Below are 13,504 nucleotides of genomic sequence, written 5' to 3'. Positions count from 1 at the left end.
CAGGGCAGGTGCGGGCCCTTCGCGTCCCCTCTTCCAGTGAAAGGAAAATCGGCATGAGCAACGAGAACACGGTCGACGGAGGCACGTACTTCACCGCCCCCATCGTGCAGCGGTCCACCAACTACCCGCTGACGGAATTCGTCATCGCCGCGCACCTCGGCATCGAGGAGTTCACCGCGGACAACGCCGAAGAGTGCCTGCGCCGCGTGAAGGCACTCTTCGAGCTGTACGAGGAGTTGGGCGTCCCGCTGGTCTACCTGAAGGACGAGGTGCCCTTCTCGTCGCGGTACGCCAACCGGGCCTTCATCCGCCACCACCTGGGCCAGCGGACGGCAGGCATCGCCAAGACGCCGGAGGAGTTCGACCGCCACCTCAAGAAGGTCAAGACCAGCCGCACCGGAATCCCCAGCCGCTCCTACTACCGCATCACTCGATTCGGCGCGAGCGTGCGTCTGGCCGAGCCGTGCGTGATCCTCCAGGAAGTCGACGATCACGGTGACTTCGAGATCCGCCGGGTGGAGCTGTACCCGGACGGCCGGATGCTGTGGCACAACGACGAGGACGGGCTGGAGCCCGGGACGACGACGAAGGAGTGGACCGAGGCCGCCGAGGTGCCCCTGCTGTCCGTACTCAACAGCCGCGCCTTCCAGCGAGCCGAGGAGGTGCCGGCCGAGGAGTTCAAGAAGCTGTGGCCCGCCGCCAGGCGCCAGGGCTGCAAGTGGGTCCTCTCCCTGCACGCACCGCGCGAGTGGCTGCACCTCGACGAGACCGAGTCGGTGTACTGCGGTGCCACGGACCTCACCGACGACGGCTCGGCGTTCTGCACCGAGCACCGCGAGATCGCCGGCCGGATGTTCCCCGCACTGTTCCCGGGAGCGTAGGTTTTACAGACGAAGGACACGACAGAAACTTGCGCCGGCCCGGCCCGCTCCCGCAGGGTGCCGGGTGACCGCACAGACCGCTGACAACTTCGCCAGCCCACCCGGGGCGTCTTTCAATATTCCGTGGGTGGGCTGGGGCGGCTGCCGGTCGCAGATGTGCAGCAATAAATAAACAACGTTGCCTAACTATTGAATGGTGAAGAGTGTGGGCCAGCGCACGAAAATGACATGGACGGATGCCCAAGGGATCTCGCGCCAACTCTACGAGAGCGGCGCCGCCCGGCTGAGGTACGTCGCCGGCCGATCAGGCACAGGCCGCTACCAGATGCCCCCCGGGGAGCCCGTCTGGAACACCAAGGACGTCCGCGCCTACCAGGTACTGGGCCTTTGGGAGGTCACCTGGCTTGAAGAGGGCGACACGGAGCACACGGGCGCCTGGCGGATCGACGGCCTCACAGACAGAGGGCGCGAGCTGCTCGCCGAGTGGGAGCGACGGGTCGAGTCTGGCGGTGGCCGGCGCGGGCCCAAGCGCACCAGCACTCCTCGCAAAGCCTGACCGAGTTGCTGAACGCGGCTTTACCCCGGCCTTCTAAATATCGAGCCAAGGGTCCGGCGTCCCTCCCCGCAGGCGACGCATATGCGTTTCGCATGTACCCGACAATGACGCTGGTCCGCGAGCAGCAGCACGAACCCGCGCGCACTACCCGCACACCGGGCGTTTGCGCCCCCCGTGGCGGTGAAAATAGCGGGCACATTATGGCAAAACATCGTGCAGGCAAACTCAGCCGAAAGTGCTCCGCCTACCCTCGCTTCCAGGTCTCACACCACCTGCTGCCGCTAGAGTCTGCACCAGGTGCGGCATCAAGAGACTTCCCATAAAAGGACGCGTGGAGGAACAGCCATGGCGGTTACCAGGTACGACGATCTAGACGGCACGCCAGAGGCCACAACTGTGACCTTCTCCCTAGACGGTCAAGCATTCGAGATCGACCTGAGCCAACCGAACGCCGCAGCATTTCGCGGCATGTTCAGGCCGTACCTGGCTAAATCCCGAACCGTCGGAGTCACCGTCTGCCTCCCCACAGCACACCTCCGCCACGTACTAGGGACGAGGACTTTCGAGTCAGGCGCGATGGGCCAGCAGGCCATCGCCGGAAACGGCGGCGTGGCTTACCCGGAAGCCGACCGCAGCGTCCGGCCCATCCTTCAACTCGCCGCAAGCGCCCCGGCAGTTCCCCACCAGCTCGACCACACCGCACCGCCGGCCGAACCCGCACCGCGAGCCGAACCCGAACCCGCACCCGCACAAGCTCCAACGCCACACCCCGCACCCGCCAAGGACCCCGAGGTACGGGAGTGGGCCAAGCGCTACCAAGTCCCCGACGTCCCCGCTAGGGGCCGCGTACCCGCACACATCCGCACGGCCTACGAAGCCTTCCAGGAAGACGAGAGGGGGCCCTGGAAGGCACTTCTCCAGAAAGCAGGCATCAACCCAACCAAGGCCCTGGCCACAGCACGCAGGCTCACCGCAGTCGACTCCGCCAAGCAAGCAGCACCCACCCAGGAAGAGATCGACCGCAAGACCGCAGAACTCGTCGGCAAACTCAGCGGCGCCCAACTCACCCACCTACGCGAGATGTTCGGCGCCCCCGACGGCCGCGCCACAGCCAACCGCAAGACCAAGACCAGCTTCGAAGCACTCATGCACCGAGGCTGCTGCACCCTGATCACTGACGACGAAGAGACCAGTACCTACGAGATCACCAACGTCGGACGCCTGTGGTTCAACGTCCGCGGCATCGACCCCGCCGACGCCTAACCACAAAGCCACCCCAAACCCTGAAGCCCGCTGTACACCCCCCGCAGCGGGCTCAGCAACACCCGCACGCCAAGGCCCCGTAAACACGGGGCCTTTTGCATTCACACCGAAGGGAAGAACCGTGAGCCGCATCAAGCTCGTCATCCTCCTCGATGACCTTGCCAACGACGACACCACCGAAGCCGACGAGACGGTCCAGTTCAGCCTCGACGGCGTGGACTACGAAATCGACCTCACCGAAGCCAACGCCCAGAAACTGCGCGCCCGGCTCAAGGAGTTCACACAGGCCGGCCGCGTCGTCCCCAAGCGCAGGCGCTTGCCGCGGCCCATGACCGAGCCCGCCGGCGCCAGCGCCACCCTCAGCCGGCACCAGGGCGGCATCGACCCCAAGGCCGCCCGCGCCTGGGCCACCGAGCACGGCCTCATCGCCCCGAAACAGCGCGGAGTGCTCGGCCGGAACATCAAGGACGCCTACAACGCCTTCCAGCGCGGCGACATCGGCCCCCTAAACAAACTCAAGCAGGCGCAGAACGACCACGGCACCACCCCCGCCACCGACAAGCCCAACACCCCGCCGGAGCCCCCCAAGCGCCGGCCCCTGCACGCCGTCCCCGAACCCCCGGCAGAGCCCGAGCCCCAGGCCGAGGCCGACGAGGACTACAACGAAGCCAAAGCCCGCGAGTACTACCAGCCGCTCACCCAGGCTCAGCGCCACCCCGATGTTCAGGACGACCAGAAGTGGGACCGCCGCACTGGCTACGGCGTCGACCGCACCGAAAAAATCAAGGAATGGACGCTGACAGAACGCATCGCCACCGTCAGCAACCAGCACGCCACCATCCTCAATCAGCTCGCCGGGATCACGGCCCTCAACAGCAAGGGAGGTGTCTCTTACCTCAAGACCAGCGCCACCCGACTCCACAATCTGGAGTTCATCAAGTACGCCCCTACGTCCCTCCACGGCTGGGAGATCACAAACTTCGGCCGGTACGCCGTCCGAATCCACGGCATGGGGTGAATGACCTGTGAGGATCAAGTGGAGCCCGCATGGACCAGGATGACCCGGGCTCCACAACCCCCTAGCACATGGATTCACCCATTCGAGTGTCAGCGAAGGAAATCGCCCAACTGCGTTCCGGCCAAGGTCACCCCCCAGCTATTTTGTGATCCATCGCAATAACAGAGCGACAGGGAGTAACCGTGGCAACCGCAGAGCACGAAATCCCCACCGAAGAAGCGATCTACGCGCACATGCGCAGCGTCCACCCCAAGTACCGCCGGTGCGCAGGAGGTGACCACAACTGGGACATCGCCCACAACGTCCAGGGGTACACCGCGGGCGGCAGGAAGTTCCGCGGCAGCGACCTGCGCGATGCCGCCTGGTTCGAAGGGACCGACACCTGCATCGAGGACGAGAACGAGGAACGGGGCTGCGGCCGGGAGCGCAACTACCAGATGGAGTGGAACCACCGCAGCCAAGGTTTGGTCCGCACCACCGAATACAGCTACAGCAACATGCACCCTGACCTCGCCAGCCCCAAGGGCATTTCCTTCACGGGCATCAGCGTCCGCACCGAGATGCCGGACATCATCCGCGAAGAACGCGTCCGGCGGAGGATGCTCCAGGTCGCCACGCCCGCCAAGGGGGCTGCGTAAATGGCAAATCGCATCACCACGAGCCAAACTTGCGACTGGCACGAGCAACTCAGGCCCCCAGAGCAGGTGTCGGCCGTACACGTCCGCGTCAACCCCGCCGGCAAGGAACTCGACCTCTGCGACCTTTGCAGCGTGGCGTACGACCTGAGCGCGCCCCGAATGGCCCTCATGGTCCAACTCTTCAACGCTGAGGTCGTCGAGCGTCTCTTCCGTACCGGTCGGCAGCCTGCCGTCGAAGAAAAGGTGCGCCGCCCCGCACAGCTCGCCATCCCTGACGCCCCGTCGGCCCCGAAGAAGAAGGTGGCGAAAAGCACTCCTCCGGCCGCACCCAAGCCCGTGGCCGACCCCGAGCCCGCCACGAAAACAGGGAAAAAGGCGGTGGCCAACCGCGGCCGTCGGATCGACGGCGAAGACCAAGTCCGTTGCCCCAAAAGCCACCCCGGCGCCAACAGCCCCCAAGACGAGTACTGGGTCAGAGTCAAGGACCGCCACAGCCACGCGGTAAGGGCCCACAACATGATGGGCCCCGAGATCAAATACGAGCTGCCTGACGACATGCAGCTCGGCGAGAAGTGCTTCGTGCACAAGGTGTGCGCCGACAACGGTGGCTACGGTCACCCGAACAAGCAGTCCCTCGCCACCCACATCTTCAAGTCCAACCAGGCAGGGTGGGAGAAAACGCCTGGCGCGGACGCAACCGAAACAGCGGGGGTGGCTAGCGAAGCAGCCTGAAGGCCCCGTAACGGCTTAGGCCCCCGCCTTGGGAAAACAGGGCGAGGGCCATCGTCGTATCCGGCCTCAGCTCGCCAGCCGCACCGGGATGGTCGTCTGAATGATCCGCGCATCCTCCTGAACGGGCTTCGCTTGGGCCAGGAATTCGGCCGCGAGTCGGCGCCGGTGTGGGTTCGCCGCGAGTCTCTCCCACTTTGACGGCTCCATGCCGTTCAGGTCGCCGCCGTACCACAGGGACAGATTCATCAGGCGCAGGCCCTCGATGGTGTCCAGATACCCACCCTCGGGCATGCACCCCCAGGGGCAGGCCAGTTCCTCCACGAGGCCCCAAATGCGGCAGACCATGGGCCGTACTTCATACGCACGGCACTGCATCTTTTCTTGGTCCAGCGCGGTACAGGTCGTCCCCACTCTTTGTCCTACGGACAGAGTAATTACCCGGCCGTCGACCCACCGCACCCCGCTCGCCCTGATCCGGTTTCTTTCCAGGGGGCTCAGCGGCACAGGGCCGCAGGCAGACCCGCATTTTCGCTGGCACTCCAAGCGGGGGAGGGACTCGTAAAGAGCGTCGAGTGCCGCGGGGTCGGGGTCCCGCGCCAGGCCGCCGGCCACGAGCCGGACCAGTGCTTCCGCGTCGCCAAGTTTCATGCGTGGCAGGCTAAATGACACCTCGCCAGAAGTACGGGTCGTTCACCCGTATGGGTGGTGGGGTTGCTTATGGAACCGATACGATCACCTCCTTTGGAGCAACCTGGTGGGAGGGGCTGTGTCGGTGGAGCTGAGTCCGCTCGAACGGCTGATGGCGCAGGACCGGGAGATGTCCGCGGCGCAGCGGTTCGAGGAGCGCATGCGCCAGGTGCGGATCGCAGACGGTCGGGAGCTTCCAGAGGAGGAGGGCCCCGAGGGGGAGGCGGCGGGGATAGTCGTCGGCCGGCTGACCCCTGCGCTCGTAGCTCGCCTCGCGAAGGCCCTTGGGGACGCTAACGATCTTGAAGCGGATCTGCTCCGCATCGCCTTCAACATCCCCCTGCCTGACGCGGAGCCCGTTGTCGCAGGTCAGGGCAAGGGTGGTGAGGTGCACTTCCTGGCGGATAGTCTGTCAACACCGACAACCGGCTGATGTCGGGCACCGGAATGAGCCTGGAATTCGAGCATCTTGTCGAAGCATTCGGTTATACGCTCGACGACCTGCAATGGTTCTCGGTCAATGCTATGAAGTCAGCATTCATTCCTTTCGATGAACGACTGGCGATGATCAATGACGTCATCAAGCCCGGATATGCCGAGCTGAAATCCGAATGGTTGTTCCGGCAGACCGCCTCCACCAGCGGTTCTGTCGATACGCAGGGCTGATCCGGGGGTCCGGGAGGCGGTCGGGCCGGTGCGACTCGACCGCTTTTCGATGTTTGCGGCAGGCGGCTTCTCGTGTTTACGGTCGTGGACCGCTCACATCCCCGTCTCGCATTCAAGGACGCATTCACTATGAAGCAGTCTGCTGCCAAGACCCTCGGTGTCGCCGCCCTCGGTGCCGCCTTCGCCGCCGCGGGTGCGGGTGCCGCCAACGCCGCCCCGGCTCTTCCCGCCCTCCCGGACTCCGCCGCGCTGGGCTCCGTGACCCAGACGCTGCCCGTGGAGAGCGCGTCGAAGGCGCTGCCCGGTGCCGCCGAGGCCGTGGCCCAGGGGCAGAGCGCGGTCGGCGCGGGCGTTGCCGCCGCGCAGCCTGCCGTCACGAAGTTGCTGTCCGAGGGTCCGACCGCGCCGGTCTCCGGTCTGCTCGGCGGCCTTCCGCTGCAGGGCCTGCCCACGCACGGCCTCCCGGTGAACGGCATTCCGCTCGGCTGACCCACCCCGTGAACGCGCCGATGGGGCGCACCCCTGGTCAAGGGGTGCGCCCCATCGGCGTACAGGCAGGCCGTCCGGGCGGTTCGCGTCGGCTACCAGGCCGCGTGGGCCTTGTTCTCGTACTTCTCGGAGGGCAGCAGGATCCACATGGCTATGTAGAGCAGGAACTGCGGGCCGGGCAGCAGGCACGAGAGCACGAAGATCACGCGCATCGTCGTCGCGGAGGTGCCGAAGCGCCGTGCCAGCGCGGCACACACTCCGCCGATCATGCGGCCGTTGGTGGGGCGGGCAAGGGCGGTCATGGCGTCTCCTCGGTGAGTCCGGCTGGATCCGGTGGATCCGGTGGGTCCGGTGGATCCGATGGGCGGGGCCGGCTTTTCCGGTCGCCTCATCTGCACTCAACGTTACGGACGCGCAGCGGACGAAGCGTCGCTCTACGGGGCGATCCCGACCCTGGGAATCGTCGGGGTCCTACCCTGAGTCGCGTCCTCCGTGCGGACGGCCGCCCGGCGCCTGCGGTCACTCCTGCGGCGGAGCCAGGACCGTGCGGCGGGCACCACGGCGACATGCGCGAGTCCCACGCCCACCGTGTTCAGGAGCAGCGAGTCGACGTCCACGACCTGACCGGGCACGCCGGTCTGCAGCAGTTCGATGCCCAGCGAGATCATGGCACCGGCCATGACCGTACGGACGAGCGAGGCGAGCGGGGAGACGTCGAGCCGTCCGCCCGCCATCGGCAGCAGCACACCCAGCGGGGCCAGCAGGGCGAGCCCCTCCGTGATGCGCCGGGCCGCGTCCTGCCAGCCGAGGGTCAGATCGGCCCGTATGCCCGCGAAGGGCTGCAGGTTGGGAGGCAGTTGCCACGGGACGTCGAGCGGACGCAGCGTGATCCAGGCGACGAGCGCGAGATGGGCGACGAGGAGGACACCTCCCGCCGTACGGATGCGAATGGCGGCACTTTCGCCGACCGAGCCAAGACGCTGCACGTCCCCCAAGACGCGGCCATCGGCACGATCGGTTCCGGGTTGCCCCCGTACAGGCGAGTGAGTCGTGTGCCACACGGGGGCCTGCGCGGGGCCCACCGGGGGACGGGCGGTTCCTCGGCCGCGGGTCGGTGGGGGCTTGTCGCGCAGTTCCTCGCGCCCCCTAGGGGCGCTCAGCACTCAGCCGCTGTCCACGCCCGACGACGGCGGTACCTGTGCCCCCGGCCGGGAGCGGACCTCCGGTGTGCACGTGTACCGGCGCAGCGGGTCCGTGTCCGGGCCGCCCAGGACCACGGAGCCGTCTCCCTCGGCGGCGGCCGAGTCGGAGAACGTGCAGACGATCTGGGCGAGGGCGTACGACGAGAGCTCGGCCGGGGACGTGCTCAGCCGCAGGGCGTCCTCGGGGTCCTTCGGGCCGGGTCCGCTCACGCTCATCCCGCCGCGCACGTCCGTCGTGTAGCCGGCCGCGGTCTCGGTCGTCGACGGGGTCCTGGACAGCTCGTCCAGCAGCCCCTGGGCCACCAGCACGCGCCGCGCCGCCTCCGCCGTACCGTCCGGGACGCGCACCGCGCGGTCGACGGTCACCAGCTGGGAGGCGCACAGGAGGAACACCTGGACGGGGACGCCCGCGGACGTCTGCGCGGTGACGTCCGGCGCGGCGGGGGCGGAGATGTCGGAGAGGGAGCACGGGACGCGGGAGGGCGCCGGACCGAAGTCCGTCGGGACCTCGGTGGCCCGGATCCCGCACCCGGCGAGCAGCATGGCGAGCGCCCCGAGCAGCGGGACGGCCGCCCGGCGGCGCACGCCCCGAGCACCTCGTACGCGCCGTACGCCCTGTACGTTCGTCACGCGCTCTCCCCGTTGCCGTTCGCGCCGGCCGGCTCGGCCGGTTTCTCCGTCAGTGCCGACGGGTCCCTGGGCAGCCGCAGGGTGAACACCGCGCCGCCCTTCGGGGAGTTGGCCGCGGTGATCTCGCCGCCGTGGATGTGGGCGTTCTCCAGGGCGATGGACAGGCCCAGGCCGCTGCCCTCGGAGCGGGGGCGGGAGGCGCTCGCCTTGTAGAAGCGGTCGAAGACGTGCGGCAGGACGTCCTCGGGGATGCCCGGCCCCTGGTCGTGCACCTCGATCTGCAGGTCCTCGTCGGACGCGCACACCGACACCCGTACCGGCGAGCCGCCGTGCTTGAGGGCGTTGCCGATGAGGTTGGCCAGGATGACGTCGAGGCGGCGCGGGTCGAGCAGCGACATGATGCCGCGTTCGGCGTCCAGTTCGACCGCGTCCAGCCAGGCGCGGGCGTCGATGCAGGACGTGATCTGGTCGGCGATGTCGACGTTGTCGAGGACGAGCCGGGCGGTGCCCGCGTCGAAGCGGGTGACCTCCATCAGGTTCTCCACCAGGGAGTTGAGCCGCAGGGTCTCGCTCACCACCAGCCGTACCGCCGGTTCGATCATCGGGTCGACGCTGCCGGTCTCCGCGTCCAGCTCCTCTTCGAGGATCTCCGTCACGGCGGTGATCGCGGTGAGCGGCGTACGCAGCTCGTGGGACATGTCCGCCACGAACCGCCGCGAGGCCTCGTCACGGGCGCTCATCTCGGCGACCCGCTTCTCCAGGGCCTCCGCCGCGTGGTTGAACGTCCGGGCGAGGTCGGCCAGTTCGTCCGTGCCCGACACCCGCAGCCGGGTGTCCAGCTTCCCCTCGCCGAGCCGCCGGGCCGCGATACCGAGGCGGTGCACCGGCTTCAATACAGTCGTCGCGGCGGCCTGCGCGAGCAGCGCCGAGCCGATCAGCGCGAGGCCGGTGGCGATGCCCAGCGACCAGGCCAGCGAGTTGAGGTCCTTCTCCTCGGGCTCCAGCGACTTCAGCATGTAGCCGGCCGGACCACCGCCGATCACCTTCGTGCCGGCGACCAGGTACGGCTTGTCGCCGTCGATGATCCGCTGCCAGTAGAGGTGGTACGGGTACTTGTTGTTCGAGGTGATCGACTGCTCCTTGCCGACCGCCGTGCGCAGCGACCGGGGCACGTCCGCCAGGGAGAAGGGGTCCAGCGCCCCGGAGTTGCCGACGACCGTCCGCCCGTTCTCGTCCTCGGCGACCAGCAGGACACTGAACCGCTGGCTGCTGGCGGCCATCTGGCCCGCCGTGTGCTGGAGTTCGTCCTGGGTGGGCCGGGTCGGCAGTGTGCCCGCGCGGTTCTGCATCTCCTGCTGGAAGTCGCGCAGCACCGCGTCCTGTGTTCGTGTGAGCACGGCCTCGCGGTTGAGCCAGTACGCGATCCCGGAGGCCGACACGGCGGCCGTCAGCGCCACCAGGCCGAAGACCACGACCAGCCGCAGCCGCAGGCTGGTGAAGCGCAGCCCGGAGAGTATCGCCTTGCGCGCCGCGGCCCAGCCGCGGAGCTTGCCCTGCGGTTTCGTCACTGAGGCGAGTCCAGCCGGTAGCCGACCCCGCGGACGGTACGGATCAGCGTCGGTGACGAGGGCACGTCCTCGACCTTGGCGCGCAGCCGCTGGACACACGCGTCCACCAGCCGCGAGTCGCCCAGGTAGTCGTGCTCCCACACCAGACGCAGCAACTGCTGCCGGGACAGCGCCTGACCGGGCCGCCGGCTCAGCTCCAGGAGCAGCCGCAGCTCGGTGGGCGTCAGCTGCAGATCCTCGCCGTTCTTCGTCACCGTCATCGCCGAGCGGTCGATGACCAGCGAACCGAAGGTCGCCGAGTCGTTGGACTCGCGCTCCCCGCGCCGCAGCACGGCCCGGATACGGGCGTCGAGCACCCGCCCCTGCACCGGTTTGACGACATAGTCGTCGGCGCCGGACTCCAGCCCGACGACCACGTCGATGTCGTCGCTGCGCGCGGTGAGCAGGATGATCGGCAGCTGGTCCGTGCGCCGGATGCGCCGGCACACCTCGAAACCGTCGATACCGGGCAGCATCACATCCAGGACGATCAGATCCGGCCGCTGCTCACGCAGCAGCTTCAGACCGTCCTCACCGGTGGCAGCGGTGGCGACCCGGTGGCCCTGGCGGGTCAAAGACAGCTCCAGGGCCGTACGGATGGCGTCGTCGTCCTCGATCAGCAACAGGGAAGGCACGGATGCATTCTGGCCCATGGCCGGGCCGGGCTGCGACTGTCAGGTGCTTGTCGGGCGATTTCGGGGTGTCGGCGGGCCTTTACCGCGCCACTCTGTGACCTTCCTGTGTTGTTCGCCGTGCTGTTCCTGAGAAGTGCCCCTGTTGCACGCCTGTGACAGTCGGCGGACACCGTCATGAAGTGGCTTGGGCAGAGTTCTCGGCACAGGCAAGGAAGCACCACGAACCGAGCCGAAGACGGTAAGTCCACGACGGGGGGCGCGAGATGAGCACGCTGCACAGCACAAGCGCGAACGCAGTGATCACGCGCCTGCACGACGTCACGAGGACCACCGAGAAGTCCGGTGCCGTGAACGGGCGGGGGTGCGTTCGCGGCACCGGGCGTCAGCACACCACGTACATGTCGGTGGTTGACGCACACACGGGGGGAAGCGGCAGCGCCGCCACGAAAGAGGCGGGGCTGACGGGGGCCGCGTACAGGGAGACCACGGGGGAGCGTCGTTCGCTGTCGGAGGCGGAGTTCACCGCCTACGTCCAGGAGCGCCGCGCCTCCCTGTACGCGACCGCCTACCACCTCACCGGTGACCGCTTCGAGGCCGAGGACCTGCTCCAGAGCGCGCTGTTCTCGACGTACCGCGCCTGGGACCGGATCAGTGACAAGGCCGCGGTCGGCGGATACCTCCGCCGGACGATGACCAATCTGCACATCAGCGCGTGGCGCCGCCGCAAGCTGAACGAGTACCCGACCGAGGAACTGCCGGAGACGCCCGGCGACACGGACGCGATGCGCGGCACGGAGCTGCGCGCGGTCCTGTGGCAGGCGCTCGCCCGGCTCCCCGAACTCCAGCGGACGATGCTGGTCCTTCGTTACTACGAGGGCCGCACGGACCCGGAGATCGCGGAGATCCTCGACATCAGTGTCGGCACGGTGAAGTCCAGCATCTGGCGGTCGCTCCGCCGGATGCGCGAGGACGAGGTCCTCAGCTTCGGCCGTGACGAGGAGGAATCCTTCGGGGAGCTCGTGGCCTGAGGGTGTGGGGGAAGCACCGCTCGGGGGAGCGGTAGACGGGGGAGCGGTAAACGGGGGGAAGCACGGGGGAGCATCACCAGGGGGGGAAACCACCGGGGCTGGGGGGCCGCGGGGGTTGCACCACACGGGGGAAGCACAAGAGAAGCGGGACTGGGGGGCCGGGGGGTCCGTTCAGTCCCGCTTCTCGTGTGCGTGAGGGCGGGGGTCAGGCCGCCGTGCGCGTCTGTGTGCGGCGGCCCGCCGCCGCGTCGGCCAGTCTGCCCATCGCCTCGTCCCGGTCGCACGCGTGGGCGCCCAGGGCCGTCTGGCGGGCCACGATGGAACGCTCGGCGCGCATCAGCCGCCAGCCGCGGCGCAGCAGGAACGGCACCGACTTGCGGCCCTCGCGCAGATCCCGCAGGAAGCGTCTGCGGAACGTCCGAACGGGCCCCCGGCTCAGACAGAGCGCGTCCGCGAGGACGCCCTCCTCCCGGCAGCGCGCGACGATCTCGGCGGCGAAGATGCCCTCCGCGATGAACAGCGGGGTCCGGCCGATCTCGACGCTCTCCTCGCCCGTACGGGCGCTCAGCGAGATGTCGTACACCGGGACGTTCGTACGGCTCGTGCGGCACAGCTCGGTGATCGCGGTGACCGCCGCGTCCGCGTCCCACGACTGAGGGTGGTCCCAGTCGATGTCGGTGCTTCCCAGGACCTGCGGCAGCGTCGGGTCGGCGGCCTCCTTGTAGAAGTCGTCGAGCCGCAGGACCGGGAGACCGGAACGGGCCGCGAGGAGGGACTTGCCGGAGCCTGAAGGGCCGCAGAGCAGCACGACTCGCGTGGGTATGTGCGGGTGGGAGGTCACGAGACACCAGTGTGAGGCATCGGGCGCCCCCCTGCCGACCCCGCGGGTCGGCTTTGAAAGGTGCGTCACACCTCAACTACCCTTCGTGTCGATCCGATTACCCGGCGCACCAGAAGGCGGCCACCAGTCATGGCACGACGTACGTCCACCCAGAACCAGACCGCCCAGCGCGCGCTGATCGCCCTCGCGGCCACCGGCGCGGCCCTGGGGGCGGGTGCCGCGACGGCCTCCGCCGCCGAGGCGGGTCCCGCGGTGGACGCCATCCGCATGAACCCCACCACCTCGCTGGGGAAGATCGACCCGCAGTCGGGCCTGGCGGCGCTCACCGGCTCGGTCGGCTACGTCACGGGTGCGGTCCAGGGTCTCAAGCCCAACCCCCTCGCCGGTACGGGCGTCGACCCGCTCGACAACGGCGTGGGCACCCAGCTCGCCGACTTCCAGCCGGTTGCTTCGCAGATGGTGACCGGGCCTGTTGCGCAGGCGCAGTCGATCGGGCGCATTCCGGTGCTGGGGGAGGCCTTGGGGGTCCTGGGCGGTTGATGTGCGATTGATGTGCGGGGGAGGGGTGGGGAACTGCTGACCGTTGCCGGGCGCGAGTGCGTCGTGGCTGGTCGCGCAGTTCCCCGCGCCC

At 68.2% G+C, this 13,504-nt stretch carries 17 protein-coding genes and 2 pseudogenes; 12 read left to right on the top strand and 7 right to left on the bottom strand.

Annotated features, from left to right (window positions below; genetic code table 11):
• Positions 1-53: 53 nt before the first annotated feature.
• The 7 genes and pseudogenes from OG595_RS14065 to OG595_RS14035 all read left to right on the top strand — a co-directional run bounded on the left by OG595_RS14065 (position 54) and on the right by OG595_RS14035 (position 5,088).
• On the top strand, positions 54-881 hold the full coding sequence (locus OG595_RS14065; protein ID WP_329271773.1) for a DUF6881 domain-containing protein: 828 nt from the start codon (positions 54-56) through the stop codon (positions 879-881).
• A 223-nt stretch (positions 882-1,104) separates the two neighbouring features.
• Positions 1,105-1,437, top strand: a complete 333-nt coding sequence (locus OG595_RS14060) for a hypothetical protein (protein ID WP_329271771.1) — start codon at positions 1,105-1,107, stop codon at positions 1,435-1,437.
• Positions 1,438-1,782: 345 nt separating this feature from the next.
• Positions 1,783-1,932: pseudogene (locus OG595_RS14055) on the top strand (Lsr2 dimerization domain-containing protein); the annotation flags it as partial.
• Between the two features lie 81 nt (positions 1,933-2,013).
• Positions 2,014-2,700 carry an Lsr2 family DNA-binding protein gene (locus OG595_RS14050; RefSeq protein ID WP_329283644.1) on the top strand — a complete coding sequence of 229 codons (687 nt, stop codon included), beginning with the start codon at positions 2,014-2,016 and terminating at the stop codon, positions 2,698-2,700.
• 121 nt (positions 2,701-2,821) lie between these two features.
• Positions 2,822-3,718 carry a histone-like nucleoid-structuring protein Lsr2 gene (locus OG595_RS14045; RefSeq protein ID WP_329271767.1) on the top strand — a complete coding sequence of 299 codons (897 nt, stop codon included), beginning with the start codon at positions 2,822-2,824 and terminating at the stop codon, positions 3,716-3,718.
• Between the two features lie 182 nt (positions 3,719-3,900).
• Positions 3,901-4,356 carry a hypothetical protein gene (locus OG595_RS14040; protein ID WP_329271765.1) on the top strand — a complete coding sequence of 152 codons (456 nt, stop codon included), beginning with the start codon at positions 3,901-3,903 and terminating at the stop codon, positions 4,354-4,356.
• On the top strand, positions 4,357-5,088 hold the full coding sequence (locus OG595_RS14035; protein WP_329271764.1) for a hypothetical protein: 732 nt from the start codon (positions 4,357-4,359) through the stop codon (positions 5,086-5,088).
• A gap of 66 nt (positions 5,089-5,154) precedes the next feature.
• On the opposite strand, the gene OG595_RS14030 is transcribed toward OG595_RS14035, so the two are convergent.
• Complete coding sequence (locus OG595_RS14030) at positions 5,155-5,736, bottom strand: YkgJ family cysteine cluster protein (protein ID WP_329271761.1); 582 nt, start codon at positions 5,734-5,736, stop codon at positions 5,155-5,157.
• Positions 5,737-5,854: 118 nt separating this feature from the next.
• Between OG595_RS14030 and OG595_RS14025 the strand changes: the two genes are divergently transcribed.
• The 3 genes and pseudogenes from OG595_RS14025 to OG595_RS14015 all read left to right on the top strand — a co-directional run bounded on the left by OG595_RS14025 (position 5,855) and on the right by OG595_RS14015 (position 6,930).
• On the top strand, positions 5,855-6,208 hold the full coding sequence (locus tag OG595_RS14025; protein WP_329271758.1) for a hypothetical protein: 354 nt from the start codon (positions 5,855-5,857) through the stop codon (positions 6,206-6,208).
• A pseudogene (locus tag OG595_RS14020) lies at positions 6,184-6,441 on the top strand (adenosine deaminase); the annotation flags it as partial. The gene OG595_RS14025 and the pseudogene OG595_RS14020, both read left to right, overlap by 25 nt.
• A gap of 129 nt (positions 6,442-6,570) precedes the next feature.
• Positions 6,571-6,930, top strand: coding sequence for an ATP-binding protein (locus OG595_RS14015; RefSeq protein WP_329271756.1), 360 nt, complete (start codon positions 6,571-6,573; stop codon positions 6,928-6,930).
• Positions 6,931-7,022: 92 nt separating this feature from the next.
• On the opposite strand, the gene OG595_RS14010 is transcribed toward OG595_RS14015, so the two are convergent.
• The 5 genes from OG595_RS14010 to afsQ1 all read right to left on the bottom strand — a co-directional run bounded on the left by OG595_RS14010 (position 7,023) and on the right by afsQ1 (position 11,004).
• On the bottom strand, positions 7,023-7,232 hold the full coding sequence (locus tag OG595_RS14010; protein WP_164322241.1) for a PspC domain-containing protein: 210 nt from the start codon (positions 7,230-7,232) through the stop codon (positions 7,023-7,025).
• Positions 7,233-7,364: 132 nt separating this feature from the next.
• Entirely contained in the window at positions 7,365-7,916 is a 552-nt protein-coding gene (locus tag OG595_RS14005; protein ID WP_329271752.1) for a VanZ family protein, read from the bottom strand.
• Positions 7,917-8,093: 177 nt separating this feature from the next.
• Entirely contained in the window at positions 8,094-8,675 is a 582-nt protein-coding gene (locus OG595_RS14000) for a hypothetical protein (RefSeq protein ID WP_329282873.1), read from the bottom strand.
• An 83-nt stretch (positions 8,676-8,758) separates the two neighbouring features.
• A complete protein-coding gene (locus tag OG595_RS13995) occupies positions 8,759-10,330 on the bottom strand; it encodes a HAMP domain-containing sensor histidine kinase (RefSeq protein ID WP_329271751.1) in 1,572 nt (523 codons plus the stop codon).
• Positions 10,327-11,004: a two-component system response regulator AfsQ1 gene (gene afsQ1, locus OG595_RS13990; RefSeq protein ID WP_318323702.1), complete on the bottom strand. Its 678-nt coding sequence runs from the start codon at positions 11,002-11,004 to the stop codon at positions 10,327-10,329. The genes OG595_RS13995 and afsQ1 overlap by 4 nt, the downstream gene beginning before the upstream one ends.
• 263 nt (positions 11,005-11,267) lie before the next feature.
• Here afsQ1 and OG595_RS13985 point away from each other — a divergent pair, with 263 nt between their 5' ends.
• Complete coding sequence (locus OG595_RS13985) at positions 11,268-12,032, top strand: SigE family RNA polymerase sigma factor (RefSeq protein ID WP_329271746.1); 765 nt, start codon at positions 11,268-11,270, stop codon at positions 12,030-12,032.
• A gap of 205 nt (positions 12,033-12,237) precedes the next feature.
• On the opposite strand, the gene OG595_RS13980 is transcribed toward OG595_RS13985, so the two are convergent.
• Positions 12,238-12,942, bottom strand: a complete 705-nt coding sequence (locus OG595_RS13980) for a uridine kinase family protein (RefSeq protein ID WP_329271744.1) — start codon at positions 12,940-12,942, stop codon at positions 12,238-12,240.
• Between the two features lie 60 nt (positions 12,943-13,002).
• Between OG595_RS13980 and OG595_RS13975 the strand changes: the two genes are divergently transcribed.
• Entirely contained in the window at positions 13,003-13,413 is a 411-nt protein-coding gene (locus tag OG595_RS13975) for a hypothetical protein (protein ID WP_329271742.1), read from the top strand.
• Positions 13,414-13,504: the final 91 nt, after the last annotated feature.

The organism is Streptomyces sp. NBC_01451 (genome assembly GCF_036227485.1).
Lineage (GTDB): Bacteria > Actinomycetota > Actinomycetes > Streptomycetales > Streptomycetaceae > Streptomyces.
Note: the sequence above shows the minus strand (reverse complement) of the source record. Positions and strands in the feature narration are given on the sequence as shown.

Coding starts and splice junctions, on each gene's coding strand:
- OG595_RS13975 (WP_329271742.1), top strand. CDS start 13,003: ATGGCACGACGTACGTCCACCCAGAACCAGACCGCCCAGCGCGCGCTG.
- OG595_RS14030 (WP_329271761.1), bottom strand. CDS start 5,736: ATGAAACTTGGCGACGCGGAAGCACTGGTCCGGCTCGTGGCCGGCGGC.
- OG595_RS14060 (WP_329271771.1), top strand. CDS start 1,105: ATGACATGGACGGATGCCCAAGGGATCTCGCGCCAACTCTACGAGAGC.
- OG595_RS13985 (WP_329271746.1), top strand. CDS start 11,268: ATGAGCACGCTGCACAGCACAAGCGCGAACGCAGTGATCACGCGCCTG.
- OG595_RS14035 (WP_329271764.1), top strand. CDS start 4,357: ATGGCAAATCGCATCACCACGAGCCAAACTTGCGACTGGCACGAGCAA.
- OG595_RS14010 (WP_164322241.1), bottom strand. CDS start 7,232: ATGACCGCCCTTGCCCGCCCCACCAACGGCCGCATGATCGGCGGAGTG.
- OG595_RS14000 (WP_329282873.1), bottom strand. CDS start 8,675: ATGCTGCTCGCCGGGTGCGGGATCCGGGCCACCGAGGTCCCGACGGAC.
- OG595_RS14015 (WP_329271756.1), top strand. CDS start 6,571: ATGAAGCAGTCTGCTGCCAAGACCCTCGGTGTCGCCGCCCTCGGTGCC.
- OG595_RS14065 (WP_329271773.1), top strand. CDS start 54: ATGAGCAACGAGAACACGGTCGACGGAGGCACGTACTTCACCGCCCCC.
- OG595_RS14050 (WP_329283644.1), top strand. CDS start 2,014: ATGGGCCAGCAGGCCATCGCCGGAAACGGCGGCGTGGCTTACCCGGAA.